Source organism: Streptomyces sp. NBC_00224 (assembly GCF_041435195.1).
In the GTDB taxonomy this organism is placed as follows: domain Bacteria; phylum Actinomycetota; class Actinomycetes; order Streptomycetales; family Streptomycetaceae; genus Streptomyces.
The window spans coordinates 4,176,232-4,198,086 of record NZ_CP108106.1; the positions used below are offsets into that span (position 1 = coordinate 4,176,232).

General features: G+C 72.0%; 18 protein-coding genes. 7 read left to right on the top strand and 11 right to left on the bottom strand.

The window, feature by feature from the left end:
- Positions 1–160 precede the first annotated feature (160 nt).
- From OG965_RS18440 to rsmI, 6 genes are all read right to left on the bottom strand, one after another.
- The gene (locus tag OG965_RS18440; protein WP_371653176.1) at positions 161–1,054 is read right to left on the bottom strand and encodes a 4-(cytidine 5'-diphospho)-2-C-methyl-D-erythritol kinase; all 894 of its coding nucleotides are present in this window, start codon (positions 1,052–1,054) and stop codon (positions 161–163) included.
- Positions 1,051–1,911, bottom strand: a complete 861-nt coding sequence (rsmA, locus tag OG965_RS18445; protein WP_371653177.1) for a 16S rRNA (adenine(1518)-N(6)/adenine(1519)-N(6))-dimethyltransferase RsmA — start codon at positions 1,909–1,911, stop codon at positions 1,051–1,053. The genes OG965_RS18440 and rsmA overlap by 4 nt, the downstream gene beginning before the upstream one ends.
- Positions 1,908–3,236: a ubiquitin-like domain-containing protein gene (locus OG965_RS18450; protein ID WP_371653178.1), complete on the bottom strand. Its 1,329-nt coding sequence runs from the start codon at positions 3,234–3,236 to the stop codon at positions 1,908–1,910. The genes rsmA and OG965_RS18450 overlap by 4 nt, the downstream gene beginning before the upstream one ends.
- 141 nt (positions 3,237–3,377) lie before the next feature.
- A complete protein-coding gene (locus tag OG965_RS18455; RefSeq protein WP_371653179.1) occupies positions 3,378–4,250 on the bottom strand; it encodes a TatD family hydrolase in 873 nt (290 codons plus the stop codon).
- A 30-nt stretch (positions 4,251–4,280) separates the two neighbouring features.
- On the bottom strand, positions 4,281–4,694 hold the full coding sequence (locus tag OG965_RS18460) for a hypothetical protein (RefSeq protein WP_371653180.1): 414 nt from the start codon (positions 4,692–4,694) through the stop codon (positions 4,281–4,283).
- Between the two features lie 183 nt (positions 4,695–4,877).
- On the bottom strand, positions 4,878–5,756 hold the full coding sequence (gene rsmI / locus OG965_RS18465; protein ID WP_371653181.1) for a 16S rRNA (cytidine(1402)-2'-O)-methyltransferase: 879 nt from the start codon (positions 5,754–5,756) through the stop codon (positions 4,878–4,880).
- Between the two features lie 96 nt (positions 5,757–5,852).
- Here rsmI and OG965_RS18470 point away from each other — a divergent pair, with 96 nt between their 5' ends.
- From OG965_RS18470 to OG965_RS18490, 5 genes are all read left to right on the top strand, one after another.
- Positions 5,853–7,625, top strand: a complete 1,773-nt coding sequence (locus OG965_RS18470) for a dolichyl-phosphate-mannose--protein mannosyltransferase (protein WP_371653182.1) — start codon at positions 5,853–5,855, stop codon at positions 7,623–7,625.
- Between the two features lie 116 nt (positions 7,626–7,741).
- Positions 7,742–9,382, top strand: coding sequence for a penicillin-binding transpeptidase domain-containing protein (locus OG965_RS18475; protein ID WP_371653183.1), 1,641 nt, complete (start codon positions 7,742–7,744; stop codon positions 9,380–9,382).
- 74 nt (positions 9,383–9,456) lie between these two features.
- Positions 9,457–9,945 carry a YbaK/EbsC family protein gene (locus OG965_RS18480; protein ID WP_371653184.1) on the top strand — a complete coding sequence of 163 codons (489 nt, stop codon included), beginning with the start codon at positions 9,457–9,459 and terminating at the stop codon, positions 9,943–9,945.
- Positions 9,942–10,793 carry an EamA family transporter gene (locus OG965_RS18485; protein WP_371653185.1) on the top strand — a complete coding sequence of 284 codons (852 nt, stop codon included), beginning with the start codon at positions 9,942–9,944 and terminating at the stop codon, positions 10,791–10,793. The genes OG965_RS18480 and OG965_RS18485 overlap by 4 nt, the downstream gene beginning before the upstream one ends.
- A gap of 279 nt (positions 10,794–11,072) precedes the next feature.
- A complete protein-coding gene (locus tag OG965_RS18490; protein WP_371653186.1) occupies positions 11,073–12,230 on the top strand; it encodes a serine hydrolase domain-containing protein in 1,158 nt (385 codons plus the stop codon).
- Between the two features lie 22 nt (positions 12,231–12,252).
- On the opposite strand, the gene OG965_RS18495 is transcribed toward OG965_RS18490, so the two are convergent.
- The 3 genes from OG965_RS18495 to OG965_RS18505 are packed head-to-tail and all read right to left on the bottom strand — an operon-like array spanning position 12,253 to position 14,847.
- Positions 12,253–13,026 (bottom strand): energy-coupling factor ABC transporter ATP-binding protein, encoded by a 774-nt coding sequence (locus OG965_RS18495; protein ID WP_371653187.1) that lies wholly within the window; start codon positions 13,024–13,026, stop codon positions 12,253–12,255.
- Complete coding sequence (gene cbiQ / locus OG965_RS18500; RefSeq protein WP_371653188.1) at positions 13,023–13,784, bottom strand: cobalt ECF transporter T component CbiQ; 762 nt, start codon at positions 13,782–13,784, stop codon at positions 13,023–13,025. Before cbiQ ends, OG965_RS18495 begins: the two co-directional genes overlap by 4 nt.
- A gap of 1 nt (position 13,785) precedes the next feature.
- Complete coding sequence (locus OG965_RS18505) at positions 13,786–14,847, bottom strand: energy-coupling factor ABC transporter permease (RefSeq protein WP_371653189.1); 1,062 nt, start codon at positions 14,845–14,847, stop codon at positions 13,786–13,788.
- Between the two features lie 201 nt (positions 14,848–15,048).
- On the opposite strand from OG965_RS18505, the gene OG965_RS18510 reads away from it, so the two are divergent.
- Positions 15,049–15,399, top strand: coding sequence for an SsgA family sporulation/cell division regulator (locus OG965_RS18510; protein WP_371653190.1), 351 nt, complete (start codon positions 15,049–15,051; stop codon positions 15,397–15,399).
- A gap of 95 nt (positions 15,400–15,494) precedes the next feature.
- Here OG965_RS18510 and OG965_RS18515 read toward each other — a convergent pair whose 3' ends face one another.
- A complete protein-coding gene (locus tag OG965_RS18515) occupies positions 15,495–17,714 on the bottom strand; it encodes an MMPL family transporter (RefSeq protein WP_371653191.1) in 2,220 nt (739 codons plus the stop codon).
- Positions 17,715–17,811: 97 nt separating this feature from the next.
- Entirely contained in the window at positions 17,812–18,387 is a 576-nt protein-coding gene (locus tag OG965_RS18520; protein WP_371653192.1) for a TetR/AcrR family transcriptional regulator, read from the bottom strand.
- A 153-nt stretch (positions 18,388–18,540) separates the two neighbouring features.
- Between OG965_RS18520 and OG965_RS18525 the strand changes: the two genes are divergently transcribed.
- Positions 18,541–21,828, top strand: coding sequence for a S41 family peptidase (locus OG965_RS18525; RefSeq protein WP_371653193.1), 3,288 nt, complete (start codon positions 18,541–18,543; stop codon positions 21,826–21,828).
- Positions 21,829–21,855: the final 27 nt, after the last annotated feature.

The window sequence follows — 21,855 nt, forward strand, 5'->3', positions numbered from 1 at the left end:
CCCCAGGGTACTTCCCGGGCGAACGCCCCTTGCCGCGACGAGCTTGGCTGCCGCCGGGGGCACGCGGTGCCGTGCTTCGCCGCCCGCGCCCGAGCGCACGTGGTGCCTTGTTTTGCCGCCTGGGCCCGAGCGCACGTGGTGCCTTGTTTTTAGGGGCGGCTTAGCCCTTCACGATCGTCGCGCCGGGTGCGGGTGACGTCGCCACTCGGGCCGAGCGGCACGTGCCCGACGCCGTCAGGGCCTCGGCGATCTTGTTCGCGCTCTCCTCGCCTTCGGCGAGAAACGCCGTCGTCGGCCCCGACCCCGAGACCAGGGCCGCCAGGGCCCCCGCCGCCGTGCCCGCCGCCAAGGCGTCCGCCAGGGACGGGCGCAGGGACAGCGCAGCAGGCTGGAGGTCGTTCGTCAGGACCGGCGCCAGCGCGGACGGGTCGCCCGACCGCAGCGCGGCCAGCAACTCCGGGGACGCCGCCGGGGCCGCCGCCCCCGGCGTAAGCCGGTCGAACTCCCGGTAGACCGCCGGGGTGGACAGCCCGCCGTCGGCCGCCGCGAACACCCAGTGGAAGGTGCCGCCCACCTCCAGCGGCGTGAGCTTCTCGCCCCGGCCGGTGCCGAGCGCCGCACCCCCCACCAGGCTGAAAGGAACGTCGCTGCCGAGCTCGGCGCAGATGTCGAGCAGCTCGGCCCGTGACGCGCCCGTGCCCCACAGCGCGTCGCAGGCGAGCAGCGCCGCCGCGCCGTCCGCGCTGCCGCCCGCCATGCCGCCCGCGACCGGGATGTCCTTGGCGATGTGGAGGTGGACGTCGGGGGCCAGCCCGTACCGCGCGGCCAGGAGCTCGGCCGCCCGGGCCGCCAGGTTCGTACGGTCCAGGGGGACCTTGTCCGCGTCCGGGCCGGCGCAGGTGATCCGCAGCTCGTCGGCGGGTGTGGCCGTGACCTCGTCGTACAGGCCGACGGCCAGGAAGACGTTGGCCAGGTCGTGGAAGCCGTCGGGGCGGGCCGGGCCGACCGCGAGCTGGACGTTGACCTTGGCGGGGACGCGGACCCTCACCGTCACTTCTTGGCCTCCGCGATCCGCGCGAACTCCTCCACCGTCAGCGCCTCGCCGCGCGCCTGCGGCGAGATCCCGGCGGCGACCAGCGCCTCCTCGGCGGCCGCGGCCGAGCCGGCCCAGCCGGACAGCGCGGCCCGCAGGGTCTTGCGGCGCTGGGCGAAGGCCGCGTCCACCACCGCGAAGACCTCCGCCTTGGTGGCGGTGGTCCGCACCGGCTCGGCGCGCCGGACCAGGGAGACCAGACCGGAGTCGACGTTGGGGGCGGGCCAGAAGACGTTGCGGCCGATGGACCCGGCCCGCTTGACCTCCGCGTACCAGTTGGCCTTCACCGAGGGCACGCCGTACACCTTGTTGCCGGGCTTCGCCGCGAGCCGGTCCGCGACCTCCGCCTGGACCATGACCAGCGTCCGCTCGATCGTCGGGAAGCGGCTCAGCATGTGCAGCAGGACGGGCACGGCGACGTTGTACGGGAGGTTGGCGACCAGCGCGGTGGGCGCCGGGCCCGGCAGCTCCTGGACCAGCATGGCGTCGGAGTGGACCAGCGTGAAGTGGTCCTTCTTGGCGGGCAGCCGGGCCGCGATCGTGCCGGGCAGCGCGCCCGCGAGCACGTCGTCGATCTCGACGGCCGTCACCCGGTCCGCCGCCTCCAGGAGCGCCAGGGTCAGGGAGCCGAGGCCGGGCCCGACCTCCACCACGACGTCGTCGGGCCGCACCCCCGCCGTCCGTACGATCCGGCGGACCGTATTGGCGTCGATGACGAAGTTCTGGCCGCGCTGCTTGGTGGGGCGTACGCCCAGCGCTGCGGCCAGTTCACGGATGTCGGCGGGGCCGAGGAGGGCGTCGGGATCAGTGGTGCTCACCGATACAGCCTACGGCCGCAGTGCGGCCACGGGCTCGACCCCCGCTGTACGTAGAGCTTCTTCGCCCGGAACGTCTGCTCGGAGGCGCTGGCCTGCTGCGGGAGCCCGCTGCCGCCGAGGGCGTGCCAGGTCCGGCCGTCGAACTGGTAGAGACCGCCGTAGTTCCCGGTCGGGTCGACCGCCGCGGGGCGCCCGCCGGACTCGCAGTGGGCGAGCCCCTGCCAGTCGAGGTGGTCGGCGCCGCCGACCGAAGTGGGCAGCGGCTTGGTGCCGACCCGGACGGTCTGGGCGACCGGCCGGCGCATCACGTGCTCGGCCACCTTCCTCGGCTTCTGCCGGACGCCGTTGACGGTCCGCAGCGCGTAGGTGACCTTGCGGAAGCCGCGCTGCCCCGGCCGGTCGACGACCTCGGTCCCGGCGAAGAGCGAGTCGTCCTTCGTCTTCTCGACCTCGTACGGGATGGGCTCCTCGCGCACCTCGCGGGTGCCGGTGATGCGCATGACGGTGATCGTCTGGCCGTCGCGGGGGAAGGCCGACGGCGCCACCGAGGTGGTGTCCTGGCCCCGCAGGGAGATCCCGGCCTCCTCGATGGCCTCCGCGACGGTCGCCGCGTTGGTGCGGATCGTGCGCTCGCGGCCGTCGGCGAGGAACGTGACCTGGCGCTCGGTGCGCACGTCCAGGCCCATCCCGGCGCGGCCGATCGCGGAGGAGCGGGAGGCCGACAGATACGCGCCCTCGGCCCGCACCCCGAGCTGGCGCAGGGCCCCGTCCACCGTCTGCGCGGTGGTCCACACCTGGCGGCGCTGGCCGTCGAGGGTGAGCGCGACGGGGCGGCCGTAGCGGACGACGACCTCGTCGCCGCCGGTCAGCGCCTCGTGGCGGCCGGGCGCGACGATGTCGTGGTCCCCGACGCTCACATGCTGGTCCGCGAGGAGCTCGTCGACGTCGTCCGCGAAGGTGTGCAGGGTGCGCGGGACGCCGTCGACGGTGAGCAGCACCGCCTTGTCGTTGGCGAGGAACGCGGTGGTCCCGCCCGCGAGGCAGGCGACCACCAGGGCCTGCGGGATGAGCCGGCGCAGGGCGTCGGGGCCGGCGCCGAGGAGCCCGCCGCTCCTGCGGCGCCGCGCGGCCCGCCGCGCCCCGGCCCGCGCGCCCTCCTCCTGGCCCGCGGCCCGGCGCGGCCGCGGCACCTCGGCCGGCTGCGTCTCATGCGTGTCGTACGGGGCCGGCTCGGCGGGCGGCGGCGCGTCCTGCGGCTCGGCGGTTCTGGTCGCCGCGCGGCGGCCGCCGCGTGCGGCACGGTGACTGCCCTGCGAATTGCTCACGGCGCTCCAGAGTTCCGGCCGGTCGTCCCATCGAGGCCGGGACATTAGCGGAGCGCCGGTCACTGTCCAAAGCGATTCGACTACGGAGCGTCGTCACGCTACCCTGCACTCGCCCACTCGGAGCACCCCCGCCGTTATCCGTCAGTAATCGAAGGCGCGCGCCGTGTTCTCCGCGATGGCCGCGGCCAGCACGTCCTCGTGAACCGACTTCACCGCCGCCATGGCGCGCACCGTAATCGGAATGAGATACGGCGCATTGGGCCGTCCGCGGTACGGCGCCGGCGTGAGGAAGGGCGCGTCCGTCTCGACCAGGACCAGTTCGAGGGGCGCGACGGCCAGCGCGTCGCGCAGCGGCTGGGCGTTCTTGAAGGTCATGTTTCCGGCGAAGGACATGAAGTAGCCGGATTCCGCGCAGAGTTCCGCCATTTCCGCGTCACCGGAATAGCAGTGGAAGACCGTGCGTTCCGGGGCGCCCTCTTCCCGCAGAATGCGCAGCACATCCGCGTGCGCCTCGCGATCGTGGATGACGAGCGCCTTGCCGTGCCGTTTGGCGATCTCGATGTGCGCCCGGAACGACCGCTCCTGGGCGGCCATGCCGTCGGCCCCGGTCCGGAAGTAGTCGAGCCCGGTCTCGCCGACGGCCTTGACGTGCGGGAGGGCGGCGAGCCGGTCGATCTCGGCGAGCGCGTCGTCGAGGGCGGCGTCACCGCCGGGCTGCCGCGCCCCCTGGCGCGACCAGCCGTCGGGGTCGCCCAGGACGATCCTGGGCGCCTCGTTGGGGTGCAGGGCGACGGCGGCGTGCACGTTCTCGTACGCCTCGGCCGTGTCCGCCGCCCACTGCGACCCCTTCAGGTCGCACCCCACCTGGACGACCGTCGTCACCCCGACGGACGCGGCCCTGACCAGGGCTTCCTCCACCGTGGTGGACTGCATGTCCAGGTGGGTGTGGGAGTCGGCCACCGCCACACCGAGCGGTTCGGGCAGCGGCGGCGGGGCATCCTTGGCGGCACTCATGGGGCCGATCCTATGAAAGGCCCCGGCCCGTCACTTCTTGTGGTGGTGCTGGAAGGGGTGCAGGAGGTCCGACAGGTGCCAGTGGTGCGCGGCGTCGGGTGCGGCGTCTGACTTGGCCGCCGCCGGGGTGTCCGGCTGCGGGTCGCCCCCGGAGCCCACCGGCCCGGCCGGCGCCTGGTGGGTCGAGTGGTGCGCGAGCCACTGCTGGACGCTGGAGACCCGGCCGGCGCGCAGGGTGCGCACGACGTGCCCGCCGCAGTTCAGACAGGTGGGGTGGGAGAGCGGGGACGGCACCCGTTCCCCGTCCGCCTTGTAGACCACGAACGGCTGGCCCTTGCCGTCCACGTGGTGCTCTATGTCGTACGCCTGCTCCCAGCCATACCCACACCTCATACACGCGAAGGCGTATGCCTCGTGTGCCGTGGTCTCAGCGATCTCACTCATGTGCCGGCTCCTCTTGTCCGCTGGACAAGCTCTTGCGAGCGCTCCTTGCGAGCGGGGGCGAAAGCGTCCCCCGGATCCATGGGACGCCTTTCGCCGCCAAAACGCATCAGGGGCTGTCGAGTGTTGGTGCCGATTTGGCCTTTCCTAGGTAAAAGCCCCGGTGCGCGGCCTGCGCTTTACTTTTTACGATAGTCCTTTGCCGTCCCCGGGTACCTGTCGTGCCGCGTTCTTTGCCGCCACGACCGCGTCGAACACCTCGCGCTTGGGAAGGCCCGCATCGAGAGCCACCGCGGCGATCGCCTCCTTGCGCCGCTCGCCCGCCTCCTCGCGCACCTGCACCCGGCGCACCAGCTCCTCGGCGTCCAGCTCGGCGGGCCCGCTCTCGGCCGCGCCCTCCACCACCACGGTGATCTCGCCGCGCACCCCGTCGGCGGCCCATTCGGCGAGGTCCTTGAGACCGCCGCGCTTGACCTCCTCGTACGTCTTGGTCAGCTCGCGGCAGACGGCGGCGCGGCGCTCGGCGCCGAAGACCTCGGCCATGGCGGCGAGCGTGTCGTCGAGCCGGTGCGGGGCCTCGAAGTAGACGAGGGTGCGGCGCTCGTCGGCGACCTCGCGCAGCCGTCCCAGGCGCTCGCCCGCCTTGCGCGGCAGGAAGCCCTCGAAGCAGAACCGGTCGACGGGCAGCCCGGACAGGGCGAGCGCGGTGAGCACCGCCGAGGGCCCGGGCACGGCCGTGACCTTGATGTCCTTCTCGACGGCGGCCGCCACGAGGCGGTAGCCGGGGTCGGAGACCGACGGCATCCCGGCGTCGGTCACGAGCAGTACGCGCGCGCCGCCCTCCAGCGCCTCGACCAGCTCGGGCGTACGGGCGGACTCATTGCCCTCGAAGTAGGAGACGACCCGCCCCGAGGTGTGGATGCCGAGCGCCCTGGTCAGGCCGCGCAGCCGCCGGGTGTCCTCGGCGGCGACGACGTCGGCCCGTTCCAGTTCGGCGGCGAGGCGCGGCGGCGCGTCCGCGATGTCGCCGATGGGGGTCCCTGCGAGTACGAGTGTTCCGGTCACCCCGCCATCCTCCCAGCCCCGGGGCCCGTCCGGTCCCCGGGACCGGATCGGGCCCGGCCACGGGACTCGCACAGGCGCTTTCCCTACGATGGCGCGGTGACCAGTACTGCGCCACAGACCCTTGAGGGCCATGACGCCGGAGATCCGCCACCCGGCTGGCAGGACCGGCTGCGCCGCTTCGGCTACGCGGCCCGGCCGAGAATCGGCCTGCGCGACCGGCTGGTGCCGCCCTACACCCGCCCGTCCGGGCAGCTCTGGGCGGTCCTGAAGGTCTCCCCCGCGACGGCCGAGCGCCTGGTGCGCTGGTCGGCGTGGGGCGGCCCGCTGCTGGTCACGCTGGTCGCCGGGGTGCTGCGGTTCTGGAAGCTGGGCAGCCCGGACGACGTGATATTCGACGAGACGTACTACGCCAAGGACGCCTGGGCGCTGATCAACCGCGGCTACGAGGGCGCCTGGCCCAAGGACGTCGACAAGTCGATCATCAAGGACCCCTCGTCGGTGCCGATCCCCACCGACCCCGGGTACGTGGTGCATCCACCGGTCGGCAAGTACCTCATCGGCATCGGTGAGAAGTGGTTCGACTTCACCCCGTTCGGCTGGCGCTTCATGATGGCGGTGCTCGGCACGCTCTCGGTGCTGATGCTCTGCCGGATCGGGCGGCGGCTGTTCCGCTCCACGTTCCTGGGCTGTCTGGCGGGCGCGCTGCTCGCGGTGGACGGGCTGCACTTCGTGATGAGCCGGATGGCGCTGCTCGACCTCGTGGTCATGTTCTTCGTGCTCGCGGCCTTCGGCTGCCTGCTGATCGACCGGGACCGGGCGCGGGCCCGGCTCGCGGCGGCGCTCCCTGCGAGCGAGGACGGCGACCTGCGCCCGGACACGGCCGTGGCGGAGGGCCTGCGCCTGGGCCTGCGCCCGTGGCGGATCGCGGCCGGGGTGATGCTGGGCCTGGCCTGCGGCACCAAGTGGAACGGCCTGTACGTCCTGGTCTTCTTCTGTGTGATGGCGGTGCTGTGGGACGCGGGCGCCCGCAGGACGGCGGGCGCGGTGCGCCCGTACCGCGCGGCGCTCAGGAGGGACGTGTTCCCGGCGTTCGTCTCCACGGTCCCGGTGGCCGTGGTGACGTATCTGGCCTCCTGGACCGGCTGGTTCATGACCGACAAGGGCTACTTCCGGGACTGGGCGCACGGCCGCGACGGCCTCTCCCCCGACCACGTCAAGCTGCCGCTGCTCGGCAAGGTGAGCCTGCCGCAGTTCGACATGAGCTGGATGCCGGAGTCGCTGCGCAGCCTGTGGCACTACGAGGCCGAGGTCTACAGCTTCCACGTCAACCTGCACGACAAGCACACCTACCAGTCCAACCCGTGGAGCTGGATCGTCCTGGGCCGCCCGGTCTCGTACTTCTACGAGAGCCCCTCGCCCGGCACCGACGGCTGCCCCTCGGACACCACCGGCAAGTGCGCCCGCGAGGTCCTTGCGCTCGGCACTCCGCTGCTGTGGTGGGCGGCGTGCTTCGCGATCCTTTACGTGCTGTGGCGCTGGGTGTTCCGGCGCGACTGGCGGGCGGGCGCGATCGTCTGCGGCATCGCGGCGGGCTGGCTGCCGTGGCTCCTCTACCAGGAGCGGACGATCTTCTTCTTCTACGCGGTCGTCTTCGTGCCGTTCCTGTGTCTGGCGGTGGCGATGATGATCGGCGCGATCCTCGGGCCACCGGGCTCGGACGAGCGGCGCCGGGCCATCGGCGCGATCGGCGCGGGCGTGCTCGTCCTGCTGATCGTCTGGAACTTCATCTACTTCTGGCCGCTCTACACGGGCACGTCGATTCCGCTGGATTCGTGGCGCAACCGGATGTGGCTGGATACGTGGGTGTGACCGGTGAGCGGTGTCCCGGTCCGGTAACGGCTGGGGCCAGTGTCAGTGGTGTCACGTAAAGTTGCTCCCAAGCATCTCTTGAACGTGTTCAAGGGACTCCTGGGGAGGGGCTGCAGATGCGCAGTGGAGCCAAGGCCGCCATCGTCGGCGGCGTGTTCGTGGTGGTCGGCACCGGCGTGGTGTACGGCGGCTACCAGATGCTGTCCGGGGACGACTCGTCCTCGGACACGCACACCCGGGCGGCGGCGGCACGGACCGGGCCGCCCAGCACGGACGAGATCAGCAAGACCGCGCAGGCCTTCTTCGCCGCCTGGTCGAAGGGGGACGCGGCGGCGGCCTCGGCCCTGACCAACAACAACGCCGCCGCCCGGACCGCGCTCGCCGGCTTCCACGACGAGGCGCACGTGGACAAGGTGACGATCACGCCGGGCGCGGCCACCGGGGCGACCGTTCCGTACACGGTGAAGGCGGAGGTCGCGTACGAGGGGAAGACCGCGCCGCTCGCCTACAGCTCCCAACTGACCGTCGTACGGGGCGTGAGCACCGGCAAGGCGCTGGTGGACTGGCAGCCGGCCGTCGTCCACCCGAAGCTGAAGGCGGGCGAGAAGCTGATGACCGGGGCGGCCAGGAGCCCCGAGATCGAGGCCGTCGACCACCAGGGGCGGGTGCTGACCAAGGAGAAGTACCCCTCGCTGGGGACGGTCCTGGACGCGCTGCGGCAGAAGTACGGCACGAAGGTCAACGGCACGCCCGGCGTGGAGACCTGGATCCAGAGCGGCGCCGAGGGCACCCCGAACCAGACGCTGCTCACCCTGGCCAAGGGGAAGCCGGGCAAGCTGACGACCACCCTCGACGCGGACGTACAGGCGGCGGCCGAGCGGGCCGTGAAGGACTTCGCGGAGTCGTCCGTGGTCGCGATCGAGCCGTCCAGCGGGGCGATCCGGGCCGTCGCGGACAACCGCAAGGACGGCTTCCCGGCCTCGCTCCAGGCGTCCGTCGCACCCGGCTCCACAATGAAGATCATCACCGGCGCGATGATCATCCAGAACGGGGTGGGCGGTGCGAACCAGCCGGTCGAGTGCCCGGCCACGGTCCCGTGGGAGGGCTATACCTTCCACAACCTCAAGGACTTCACCATCCCCGGCGGCACCCTGACCGACGCGTTCGCCCGGTCCTGCAACACCGCCTTCATCAAGCCGGTGAAGCCGCTCACCGGCAAGCACATCGCCGGGACGGCGCTGGGCCAGACCGCCCGGGACTACTTCGGGCTCGGCCAGAACAACTGGAAGCTCGGCGGGGTGAAATCCTTCGACGGCAGCGTCCCCGAGTCCTCCGGCGTGGAGACCGCCGCCTCCTACATCGGGCAGGGCAAGGTCCAGATGAACCCGCTCGACATGGCGTCCGTCTCGGCCACCGTGATCAACGGCGGCTTCCAGCAGCCGGTGATCGTGCCGAAGTCCCTGGACGACCGCGAACTGGCCACCGCCAAGCCGCTGCCCGGCCCGCTCGCCTCCCAGCTCCAGCAGATGATGCACGCCGCGACCACCGGCAACGGGACGGCCGGGGGCGCGATGGCGGGGGTCCCCGGGCCCAAGGGCGCCAAGACCGGCTCGGCCGAGGTGGACCAGCAGGGCAAGTCCAACAGCTGGTTCACCGGGTACGGCAACGGGCTCGCCGCCGCCTCGCTCGTCCAGTCCGGCGGGCACGGCGTGGACGCGGCGGGGCCGATCGTGGCGCGGGTGCTGCGGGCGGGCTGAGCGGCCGGGGCCGCGCCCGGGCGGAGCGAAACGCCCTCGCATGTGGCATACAGCTACCGCTAGCGTGCGGGGGCATGAACGCTCAAGATTCCGCCGCCCACCCGCGATTCGCCGAGGCGCTGCGCGCACTCGGGCTCGACGTGGAGGTACGCCGCTTCCCGGACGCGACCAGGACCGCCGCCGAGGCGGCCGCCGCCATCGGCTGCGACATCAGCGAGATCGTCAAGTCGCTGGTCTTCGAGGCGGACGGGGTCCCGGTGATCGTCCTGATGGACGGCTCGTCACGGGTGGACGTGGAACTCGTACGGCGTGAACTGGGCGCGGAGAAGGTGAAGCGGGCCGGGGCGGAGCTCGTACGGGAGACGACGGGGTACGCGATCGGGGGCGTCCCGCCCTTCGGCCATGTGCGCCGCACCCGGGTCCTCGCCGACCGCGCGCTGCTCGACCACGACGTGGTCTGGGCGGCGGCGGGCACTCCCCACACCGTCTTCCCGCTCGACCCGAAGACGCTGATCGGGCACGCGGGCGGGGCACTGGTCGACGTGCGCGAGCGTACGGCGTGACCCTGACCGTCGCGCTGGCCGTACTGCTCGCCGCCGTCACCCACGCGTCCTGGAACGCGATGGCGCACACGATCAAGGACCAGCTGGTCGCGTTCACGCTGATAGGCGGCGGGGCGGCGGCGATCGGCGCGGTACTCGCCGTGTTCACGCCGCTGCCCGCCTCCGGCGCCTGGCCGTATCTCGTCGCCTCGGCGGCGCTGCACACCGCCTACCAGGTGCTGCTCATGCGGTCGTTCAGCCTGGGCGACTTCGGCCAGATGTATCCGATCGCGCGGGGCACGGCGCCGCTGGTGGTGACCGTGCTGGCCGCGCTGTTCGTCGGCGAGAGCCTGAACGCGTGGCAGGGCGCCGGGGTGGCGGTCGCCTCGGCGGGCCTGGTCGGGGTCGCCCTGTGGGGCATCCGGGGCTCGGACGCGCGGCCGCACTGGCCGGCGCTGGTGGCCGCGGGGGCGACGGGCCTGTCGATCGCGTCGTACACGGTGGTGGACGGCGTCGGCGTACGCGCCTCCGGCACCCCCATCGGCTATATCGCGTGGCTGATGATCCTGGAGGGGCTGCTGATCCCGGCGTACGCGGTGTACCGCCGCCGGGGTTCGCTGCTCGGTCAGCTTCGGCCGTACGCGGGGCGGGGGCTGCTGGGGGCGGCCCTGTCGATGACGGCGTACGGCCTGGTCCTGTGGGCCCAGACGCGGGCTGCGCTGGCCCCGGTGGCGGCGCTGCGGGAGTCCAGCATCATCGTGGGGGCGGCGATCGGGGCGCTGTTCTTCAAGGAACGGTTCGGGGGGCCGCGGATTGCTGCGGCGGGGGTGTTGGTGGTGGGGATCGGGCTGATGCTGCGGGCGGGGTGACCGGGGGTTTGTCCCCCACCCCGCCCCTTCCCGAAAGCCCTGGGCGGGCGGCCGGGTGCTTCGTCTGCGGACCGTGGTGGGCTGGTCGCGCAGTTCCCCGCGCCCCTTGAGTGCCGCTGCGCGGCATCCGCATTTTTAGGGGCGCGGGGAACTGCGCGATCAGCCCCCACCGAGCCCGCAGGCGAACGGGGGATCTGGGGGCCGAGCCCCCGGGGAAGAATCTTCCCGGTCCACCACGTTCAATGGACCGGACGCGTAGCCAAGAACGTGGGAGCGGGCGTGGACGTGCAGGGCTCGGTGGACCCGGGGTACGAAGCGGTCAGGGACGCCTTCGTCCGTAACTTCACCCACCGCGGAGACCACGGCGCCGCCGTCGCCGTGTACCGGGACGGGCAAAAGGTCGTCGACCTGTGGGGCGGGACCAAGGACGTCGACGGCCGGGCGCCCTGGGCCGTCGACACCGCCCAGATCGTCCGCTCGGCCACCAAGGGCATAGCCGCCGCCGTCCCCCTCCTCCTCCATCAGCGCGGCCAGCTGGACCTGGACGCGCCCGTGGCCGCGTACTGGCCCGAGTTCAAGGCGAAGGGCAAGGAGCGCACCCTCGTCCGCCACCTCCTCTCGCACCGCGCCGGCGTCCCCGCCCTCGACCGGCCCCTCACCCCCGCCGAGGCCGCCGACGGCGAGTCCGGCCCGGCCGCGGTCGCCGCGCAGGCCCCGTTCTGGGAGCCGGGGACCGGGCACGGGTACCACGCCCAGACGTACAGCTGGCTCCTCGGCGAGCTCGTCCGCCGCGTCACCGGCCGCACCCTCGGCCGCTGGGTCGCGGAGGAGATCGCCCGGCCGCTGGGCGCCGACTTCTGGATCGGGCTGCCTGGGGAGGAAGCCCAGCGGGTGGGGCGCGTGGGGTCCGTCGAGGCGCCCCACGTCCCCGGCGCCATCACCCTTCGGCCCAAGCCCGCCGTCTCCGCGGCCTACGCCGACCCCGACTCCCTCACCCGCCGCGCCTTCGGCGCCATCGACCCGCTCCCGGACCAGAACGACCCCGCCTTCCGGGCCGCCGAACTCCCCGCCGCGGCCGGCATATCCACCGCCCGCGGCCTCGCCCGCATCTACGCGGCGACCATCGGCGAGGTGGACGGGCGCCGCCTCTTCGCCCCGGCGACGGTCGCCCTCGCCCGTACGGAGGAGTCGGCGGGGCCGGACCGAGTCCTCGTCGTCAACACCCGCTTCGGGCTCGGCTTCATGCTGCACGGCCCGGCGTCCCCGCTCCTTGGCCCCGGCTCCTTCGGCCACCCGGGCAGCGGCGGCTCCCTCGGCTTCGCCGACCCGGAGTCGGGCATCGCCTTCGGCTACGTCACCAACGGCCACCAGAAGGGCGTCACCGCCGACCCGCGCGCCCAGGCCCTGGTGCGCGCGGTCCGGGAGGCGATCGGGTAGCGGTTACGCCTTCACCTAGCGGTTACGCCTTCGCCGCCGCCGTCCTCGGGTCGAAGCCGAACGGCAGCTCCAGGCGGTGCGTGCGCATCAGTTCGTCGTCCGACAGGACGTCCGCCGTCTTGCCGTCCGCCGCGATCGTCCCGCCGCTGAGGATCACCGACCGGCTGCACAGCTCCAGCGCGTACGGCAGGTCGTGCGTGACCATCAGTACGGTGACGTCCAGCGCCCGCAGGATGTCGGCGAGTTCGCGCCTGGACGCCGGGTCCAGGTTCGACGACGGCTCGTCCAGGACCAGGATCTCCGGCTCCATCGCGAGCACGGTGGCCACCGCGACCCGGCGGCGCTGGCCGAAGGAGAGGTGGTGCGGGGGCCGGTCCGCGTACTCCGCCATCCCCACCCGCTCCAGCGCCTTGTGCACCCGCGCCTCCAGCTCCGCCCCGCGCATCCCCGACGCGGCCGGGCCGAACGCCACGTCCTCGCGGACCGTGGGCATGAAGAGCTGGTCGTCGGGGTCCTGGAAGACGATGCCGACGCGGCGCCGGATCTCGGCCAGGTTCCGCTTCTCCACGGGGAGCCCGGCCACCGTCACCGAGCCCGCGCCGCCCGTCAGGATGCCGTTGAGGTGCAGGACCAGGGTCGTCTTGCCCGCGCCGTTGGGTCCGAGCAGCGCGACCCGCTCGCCTCGCCCCACCGTCAGATCGACGCCGAACAGGGCCTGGTGGCCGTCGGGGTAGGCGAAGGCGAGCCCGCTCACGTGCAGCGAAGCGGGCGCGGAGGCAGTTGCAGATGTGTTCACAGGGTCCACCCCAAGAGACAGATGACCAGAGCCGACGCGGGGAGCACCGCCGCGTAACGCCATTGCGCACCGGTCGCCGTCACATCGTCGATGACCGGCATCGAACCCGCGTACCCACGGCTGACCATGGCCAGATGTACGCGCTCACCACGCTCGTACGAGCGGATGAACAGCGCGCCCGCCGACTTGGCGAGGACGCTCCAGGCCCGCAGGCCCTTCGCCTCGAAGCCGCGCGAGCGGCGGGCGATCGACATCCGGCGCATCTCGTCCGTGATCACATCGCCGTAGCGGATCATGAACGAGGCGATCTGGACCAGGAGCGACGGGAGTTTGAGCCGCTGGAGGCCGAGGAGCAGGGCCCGCAGGTCCGTGGTGGACGCCAGAATCACCGAGGCGGCGACCCCGAGCGTGCCCTTGGCCAGTACGTTCCACGCGCCCCACAGCCCGTTCTCGCTCATCGACAGGCCGAGCACGTGCACCTGGTCGCCCGGCACCACGAACGGCATCAGCACGGCGAACGCCACGAACGGGACCTCGATGAGCAGGCGCTTGAGCAGGAAGCCCACCGGGATCCTGGCCGCGCCCGCCACCGTGCCGATCAGCATCGCGTACAGCCCGAAGGCCCAGATCGCCTCGCGCCGGGTCGAGACGACCACGATGACGAAGAGGAAGACGGCCGCGATCTTGCAGTGCGGGGGCAGCTCGTGGACCGGCGAGGCGTCCTGCCGGTACATCTTGTGCGCGTGGCCCGCGCCCATGTCAGACCTTCTCCGTCTGGGGCACCGCGGTGGGCGTGGCCTCGGCCGCGGTGGCGCCTCGGCGGCGCACCAGCCAGAAGATCCCGCTGCCGACGCCGACCGTCACCGCGACTCCGGTCATGCCCGCGAGGCCGGTGGCGAGCCGGTCGTTGCCGATGTCCTTGACCGAGTAGCCCGCGAGCAGCGAGCCCTCGGTGGCGTGCTTCTTCTCCTGGGTGTCGATGCCCTTGTCGTGGGCCACCTTCTCCAGGCCGTCGGGCGAGGCGGACGCGTAGAAGGAGAAGAATCCCGCCACGAGGAGGGCGGCGACGACGAACGCGGCGCGGACCTTGTGCGTGGAGCGGGCCCCGGCGGGTACGGGCTCGGGAGCGGGGGCGTCGACCAGTTCGCCGCCCACGCGGAGCTTCAGCGGGGCGTGCAGTCCACGGGCCCCGTGGACGAGGTCGGGCCGTACGGCGATGACCGCGCCCACGGTGAGCGCCGTGATCGCGGCCTCGCCGATGCCGATCAGGATGTGCACGCCGACCATCGCGGTGAGCACCTTGCCGATGGGGACGTCGGTGGTGCCGCCGACCGAGTAGATCGCGGTGAAGGCGAGGGCGGCGGCCGGGACGGAGAGGAGGGCGGCGACGAAGGTGGCCGCGGTGATGGAGCCCCGCCTGCGGGGCAGCATCTTCACCAGGCCGCGGAAGACGGTGTACGCCACGACCGTCGTCACGATCGCCATGTCGGTGATGTTGACGCCGAGCGCGGTGAGGCCGCCGTCGGCGAAAAGGATGCCCTGCATGAGGAGTACGACGGAGACACAGAGGACGCCGGTGTACGGACCGACGAGTATCGCCGCGAGCGCCCCGCCGAGCAGATGGCCGCTGGTGCCGGCCGCCACGGGGAAGTTCAGCATCTGCACGGCGAAGATGAACGCCGCGACCAGACCCGCGAGTGGGGCCGTCTTCTCGTCGAGTTCACGTCGGGCCCCGCGCAGGCTGACCGCGATGGCGGCCGCCGCGCCTACTCCGGCTATCGCGGAGACGGGGGCGTTGATGAATCCGTCCGGGACATGCATGGGTGGTCTCCGCTTGGGCCTGGATGGCTGGAACTGTGCGACTGAACCGCTCGATGATAGTCGTGCACCTGCGAACGACTCGCAAGAGCGCGTGAGTGAGATTTACCAACCGTTCTCACGCCCGGCGCGCCCCGCGAAATATGCGACATTTGATGACAGAGAGCGCGAAAGCCTGCGCAGCGCGAGTGTGAGGAGCGACTGATGTCCCCCGCCGTCGAGGAACACACCCGGGCGAGGATCGTCTCGGACGCTCCCCACCACCGCCCCGTTCCGGTCGCCCTGCGCTACGACCCCGCCGAGGACCCGCTGACCGTGCGTTTCGAGTTCCCCGGGGGCAACGAGTGGGTCCTCCCGCGCACGCTCCTGGAGGCCGGGCTGCGCGGCCCCACCCGCCGCGGCGACATCGTCGTCTGGCCGTGCGGCCGGGCCCAGACCGTCCTGGAGTTCCACTCCCCGGACGGCGTCGCGGTGGTCCAGTTCGACAGCTCCCCGCTGGTCCGCTTTCTGCGGCAGACGTACAGCGTGACCCCCGCGCCGAGCGGCCGAGCCTAATCGCCCCGGCGTAGCCGGACGTACGCAACGAAAGAGCCGGCCCCTACGCGTGATGCGTAGGGGCCGGCTCGGCGTTACGGGTGACGGGTGACAGGTCAGACGCGCGCGAGCTCGCGGTCGTCGTCGCCGTCGGACGCCTTCGCCTCGTGGGCCTTCAGGCCCTCACCCTCGACGTCGACGTTGGGCAGGATCTTGTCGAGCCAGCCCGGCAGCCACCAGGCCTTCGAACCGAGCAGCGCGAGCACCGCCGGAACGATCGCCATACGGACCACGAAGGCGTCGAAGAAGACCGCGATCGCGAGGGCGAAGCCGATCATCTTGATCATCTGGTCGCTGGCCCCGATGAAGCCGGAGAAGACCGCGATCATGATCACCGCGGCGGCCGTGACCACCCGGGCGCCGTGCCGGAAACCGGTCACGATCGCCTGGCCGGGACGCTCGCCGTGGACGTACGCCTCGCGCATCCGGGTGACGAGGAAGACCTCGTAGTCCATGGCCAGACCGAAGACCACACCGACCATGAAGATCGGCATCATCGACATGATCGGGCCGGGGTTCTCCACCCCGAAGAGCCCGCCGAGCCAGCCCCACTGGAAGACCGCGACGACCGCGCCGAGGGCGGCGACCACCGACAGCAGGAAGCCGAGGGCCGCCTTCAGCGGAACCAGGATCGAGCGGAAGACCACCATCAGGAGCAGGAAGGCCAGGCCCACCACGAGCGCCAGATAGGGCAGCAGGGCGTCGTTCATGCGCTGCGAGAAGTCGATGTTCATCGCGGTCGCGCCGGTGACCAGGACCTCGGCCTTGGTCTCGGACTTGATGTCCTTGCCCGCGTCCCGGATCGAGTGGACCAGGTCCTCGGTGTCCTTGGAGGACGGCTTGGACTTCGGGACCACCGTGATGGTCGCGGTGTCGCCCTCCTTGTTGAGGGCGGGCGCCATGACCTCGGCGACGTTCGGCAGCTTCTTGATGGTGTCCGCGGTGCGGTCGGCCGCGGCCTTGGCACCGCCGGCCTTGGCGCCGTCCACGACGATCATCAGCGGGCCGTTGAAGCCCGGGCCGAAGCCGTCGGAGAGCGAGTCGTAGGCGCGGCGCTGGGTCGTCGACGTCGGCTGCGAGCCGTCGTCGGGCAGACCCATCTCCAGGGAGGCGGCCGGGACGGCGATGACGCCGAGCCCGATCACACCGGCGAGCAGCACCCAGACGGGCTTGCGCAGCACGAGGCTGGACCAGCGGGTGCCCATGTTCGGCTTGGCCTCGGTGGGGGCCTCGACCGTGCCGGCCTCCATCTTCTTGCGGGTGCGGCGGCCGAAGACGCGCTTGCCCGTGAAGCCGAGCACCGCCGGGATCAGGGTGAGCGCGATCAGGACCGCGATCACGACCGTACCGGCCGCGGCCACACCCATCTTGGTGAGCATCGGGATGTTGACGACCGCGAGGCCGCACAGGGCGATGACGACGGTGAGACCGGCGAAGACGACCGCGGAACCGGCGGTTCCGACGGCCCTGCCTATCGCTTCCTCGCGGTCGCGGCCCTCGCGGAGCTCGGCCCGGTAGCGCGAGACGATGAAGAGCGCGTAGTCGATGCCGACCGCGAGGCCGATCATCGAGGCCAGCGTCGAGGTGGTGTTGCCGAGGTCCAGGACGTTGGCGAGCGCGGTGATGGTCGAGACGCCGATGCCGACGCCGATGATGGCGGTGACCAGCGGAAGCCCGGCCGCGATCAGCGAGCCGAAGGTGATCATCAGCACGATGCCGGCGATCACCACACCGATGATCTCGCCGGAGCCCGTCTCGGGACTGGCCTGGAGCGCGTCACCACCGATCTCGACGGTGAGCCCGGCCTTCTCGGCGGCCTTGCCCGAGTCTTCGAGCGCCTTGCGGTCGGCGTCCTCCAAGGCCATTCCGTTGACCTTGTACTTCACCGATATGTACGCGGTCGAGCCGTCCTTGGAGACGGCGTCGGCCTGGTACGGGTCGGTGACCGAGGAGACCTGGTCGGAGCCCTTGGGCAGGTCGGCGACGACCTTGGCGACCTGGTCCTTGCCGACCTGGTCGTTCATGGTCTTGCCGGCCGGGGCCTTGAAGACGATACGGGCGGTGGCGCCGTCGGCGCTGCCCCCCGGGAAGCGCTGTTCGAGCAGGTCGAAGGCCTTCTGGGCCTCCGTTCCCGGCATCGAGAAGGAGCTGGCGGAAGGAGTGGAGGCGGACGCGGCGCCGAATCCGGCGAGGAACAGCAGCGCCACCCACACCAGGGCGACATAGCGGCGGCGCCGGAAGGCGAACCTGCCGAGTCGGTAGAGGAACGTGGCCACGAGGGCGTACTCCCGGTCGGGTCGATGGAAACAGGGCGTGGATAACCAGCCCGACGACGAGAGCGGCGTACGTCAGGTGGGGCAGGTTGGTGGGGAGCTAGACGGGATCGCCGAGGGCGGGGAGGACCACGGCGTCGATGTAGTTTCCGAGGAAGGCCTTGTCCACCGGCTTGTCCTCGACGAGCATCCGGGCGACGAAGGCGCCGACCAGCATGTGTACGACGTAGGGGAGCGCGGGACAGTCCGCGCGGACCTCGCCGCGTTCCACCGCGCGCCGCAGCACCTGGTCGAGGCCGGTGATCTCCGGCTCGATCAGCACTTCGCGCAGCGCCTGGTGGAGGTCCGGGTTGTCGTGGACGGCGCGCATCAGGCCCCGCATCAGCGCGGAGTCCTCCTCCAGCTTGCAGTCGTCCTCAAGACCGACCAGCTCGTGGAAGTCGCGGCGCAGCGAGCCGGTGTCGATCTGGTGGAGACCGACCGGCTTGTTGTGCCGCAGCGCCCGCGCGACCAGCTCCGGCTTGTTCCCCCACTGACGGTAGAGGGTGGCCTTGCTGGAGCGGGTACGGGCGGCGACGGCGTCCATCGTCAGGGCGTCGTAGCCGACCTCGCGCAGCAGGTCGAGCACCGACTTGTACAGCTCTGCCTCACGTTCGGCGGTGAGCCTGCTTGCCATTTCTCGACCTCCCATCCGAACGAAACGGTTTCGTACTCGTTCGAAGATATCGGTCCGGCTGAGCGAAACGAAACCGTTTCGCTTGTGTTCTGTGCCACAACTGTCAAGCCGCCATAAGTTGCCGCACCCCCGTCGCGCGGAAAGCATTGACGAGTGAGCGACGCACGCGAGGACGACCAGCAGCCGGCGCCCGTGACCGAGGGCGCATACCTCCGCTTCCCGCATCTGCACGACGACTTGATCTGCTTCGCCGCCGAGGACGACCTGTGGGTCGCGCCCTTGGTCCCGGCCGGCCACAGCCCCTCGCGGGCCTGGCGGGTCACCGTCGACCGCACCAAGGTCAGCCATCCACGGTTCTCCCCCGACGGGAAGCACATCGCCTACACGACCTGGCGCAGCCTGGACCCGGAGATCCATCTGGCCCCGGTGGACGGCGGCCCGGCCCGGCGGCTGACCTATTGGGGCTCCACCGACACCCGGGTCTGCGGCTGGACCCCGGACGGCCACATCCTGGCCGTCTCCTCCCACGGCCAGCCCTTCTCGTACTTCTCCTGGGCCTACAGCGTCCCCGCCGACGGCTCCCCCGGCGGGCGGCTGCCCTGGGGCCCGGTCTCGGACATCGCGGTCACCGACCTCGACGGCGAGCGCCGCACCCTGCTGCTCACCGGCAAGCCGCCGCACGAGCCCGCCGCCTGGAAGCGCTACCGGGGCGGCGCCATGGGCCGGCTGTGGCTGCACGGCGAGCGGCTGCTCCCGGACATCGGCGGCCATCTCGACTCGGTGATGTTCGTGGCGGACCGCATCGCGTTCCTCTCCGACCACGAGGGCGTCGGCAACCTCTACTCCTGTCTGCCCGACGGCTCCGACCTGCGCCGCCACACCGACCACGACGAGTACTACGCCCGGCACGCCTCCTCGGACGGGCGCCGGGTGGTCTACCAGTGCGCGGGCGACCTGTGGATCGTCGACGCGCTCACCCCCGACTCGGCCCCGCGCCGTCTGGACGTGCGCCTGGGCGGCCCGCGCGCCGGACGGCGTACGTACCAGGTGCCCGCCGCCAGTCACGTGGACGCGCTCTCGGTCGACACGACCGGCCGGGCCAGCGCGGTCGTGGTGCGCGGCAGCCTGTACTGGCTGACCCACCGCGACGGCCCGGCCCGCACGATCACCGACACCGCCGGCGTACGGGTCCGCCTGCCCGAGATGCTCGGCACCGGCGGCCAGGTGGCGTACGTGACGGACGCGGACGGCGAGGACGCGGTGGAGATCGCCTACCTGCCCCGGGCCAGTGGCGAGCGCGAGCCGAGGCGCCTGGCCTCCGGCGAGCTCGGCCGGGTCCAGGAGCTCCTCTCCGACCCGGAGGGCGAACGCCTCGCGATCGCCTCGCACGACGGCCGGCTGCTGCTGATCGACGCCACCGAGGAGTCCAACGGCGAGGTCACCGAACTGATCCGCTCGATCAACGGACCCGTCCGCGACCTGGCGTTCTCGCCGGACGGCTGCTGGCTGACCTGGTCCCACCCGGGCATCGGCCGCTCGCTGCGCCAGATCAAGATGGCCCGGATCTCCGGGCCGGGCGCGCGGGTCATCGTGGATGTCACCAACGGCCGCTTCGAGGACGAGAACCCGGTGTTCACCCGGGACGGCCGCTATCTCGCCTTCCTCTCCTGGCGCGGCTTCGACCCGGTCTACGACGTCCACACCGGCGACCTCTCCTTCCCGCTCGGCTGCCGCCCCTACCTGGTGCCGCTCTCCTCGGCCACCCCCTCCCCCTTCGCGCTGCTGCCCGACGGCCGCCCGGCGGCGGGCGGGCTCGACCCGCTGGACGACTCGGGCGACGGCACGGTGACGGTCGAGGTGGAGGGCCTGGAGAGCAGGGTGACGCCGTTCCCGGTGGCGGCCTCCAAGTACTCGGCGCTGAACCCGGTCTCCGGCGGCGGCCTTGTGTGGCTGCGCTGGCCCATCTCGGGCGCGCTGGGCGAGACCTTCGCCAACCCGGCGGACACCTCGGGCCGCCCGACCCTGGAGCACTTCGACATCACCAAGGCGCGCAAGACCGAACTCGTCGACCACCTCGACTGGTTCGCGGTGAGCGGCGACGGCAGCCGGCTGGTGGTCGTCGACGAGGGCGAGCTGCGGGCCGTGCCCGCCACCGAGTCCGGCGACACCGACTCCACGGTCTACCTCGATCTGCGCCGCATCCTCCACGAGGCCGACCCGCCCTCCGAGTGGCGCCAGGCCTACGACGAGGCGGGCCGGATCATCCGCGCGTACTTCTGGGAGCCGCAGATGTGCGGCATCGACTGGAAGGCGGTCCTCGACCAGTACCGCCCGCTGGTCGAACGGGTCGCCTCCCCCGACGAGTTCGCGGATCTGCTGCGCGAGGTCCTCGGCGAGCTGGGCACCTCGCACGCGTACGTCTCGGCCGCGCGCAGGAACGAGGGCCCGCCCCACTACCAGCGCCCCCAGGGCCTGCTCGGCGCCAACTTCGTCCACCGCGAGGACGGCTGGATGGTCCGGCGCATCCTGCCCGGCGACTCCTCCGACTCCAAGGCCCGCTCGCCGCTGGCCGGCACCGGCATCCGCGAGGGCGCGGTGCTCACCCATGTCGACGGCCGCCCGGTGGACCCGGTGGCGGGCCCGTACCCGCTGCTCGCGGGCTCGGGCGGCACCACCGTGGAGCTCACCTTCCAGCCCGCCGAGGGCGAGGGCCGCTCGCGCCGGGTCGCCGTGGTCCCGCTGGTCGACGAGCGCCCGCTGCGCTACCAGGACTGGGTGGCCAAGCGCCGTGCGGTGGTACGGGAGCTGAGCGGCGAGAGGTGCGGCTATCTGCACATCCCGGACATGGGCGGCTCGGGCTGGGCCCAGTTCAACCGGGATCTGCGTCTGGAGATGTCCCGCCCGGCGCTGATCGTCGACGTACGCGGCAACGCGGGCGGCCACATCAGCGAGCTGGTGATCGAGAAGCTCACCCGCAAGATCATCGGCTGGGATCTGACGCGCGACGCCCAGCCGGTCTCGTACGCCTCGAACGCTCCTCGGGGCCCGGTGGTGGCCCTGGCCGACGAGGCGACCTCCTCCGACGGCGACATGATCACGGCGGCCTTCCGCCTCCTCAAGCTCGGCCCGGTGGTCGGCCAGCGCACCTGGGGCGGCGTGGTCGGCATGACCGGGCGCCACACGCTGGGCGACGGCACGGTGATCACGGTGCCGATGAACGCGGCCTGGTTCGACACGTACGAGTGGGCGATCGAGAACCACGGGGTCGAGCCGGACCTGGAGATCCTGCGCACCCCGCTGGACTGGGCGGAGGGCCGCCACGCCCAGCTGGACGACGCGGTGCAGCTGGCGCTGGACCTCCTGACGGGCACCCCGGCGGCCACGCCGCCCGGGTATACGAACACCCCGGACCGGCGACGGCCGGACCTTCCACCGAGGTGAGTGGTGCGGTCTTTGTCTGCGGGCCGG

What these genes read in the sequence shown, in the direction of transcription:
- OG965_RS18480 (WP_371653184.1), top strand. Translation starts at nt 9,457, where the DNA reads ATGAACGCTCAAGATTCCGCCGCCCACCCGCGATTCGCCGAGGCGCTG.
- OG965_RS18475 (WP_371653183.1), top strand. Translation starts at nt 7,742, where the DNA reads ATGCGCAGTGGAGCCAAGGCCGCCATCGTCGGCGGCGTGTTCGTGGTG.
- OG965_RS18505 (WP_371653189.1), bottom strand. Translation starts at nt 14,847, where the DNA reads ATGCATGTCCCGGACGGATTCATCAACGCCCCCGTCTCCGCGATAGCC.
- OG965_RS18455 (WP_371653179.1), bottom strand. Translation starts at nt 4,250, where the DNA reads ATGAGTGCCGCCAAGGATGCCCCGCCGCCGCTGCCCGAACCGCTCGGT.
- cbiQ (WP_371653188.1), bottom strand. Translation starts at nt 13,784, where the DNA reads ATGGGCGCGGGCCACGCGCACAAGATGTACCGGCAGGACGCCTCGCCG.
- OG965_RS18510 (WP_371653190.1), top strand. Translation starts at nt 15,049, where the DNA reads ATGTCCCCCGCCGTCGAGGAACACACCCGGGCGAGGATCGTCTCGGAC.
- OG965_RS18520 (WP_371653192.1), bottom strand. Translation starts at nt 18,387, where the DNA reads ATGGCAAGCAGGCTCACCGCCGAACGTGAGGCAGAGCTGTACAAGTCG.
- OG965_RS18460 (WP_371653180.1), bottom strand. Translation starts at nt 4,694, where the DNA reads ATGAGTGAGATCGCTGAGACCACGGCACACGAGGCATACGCCTTCGCG.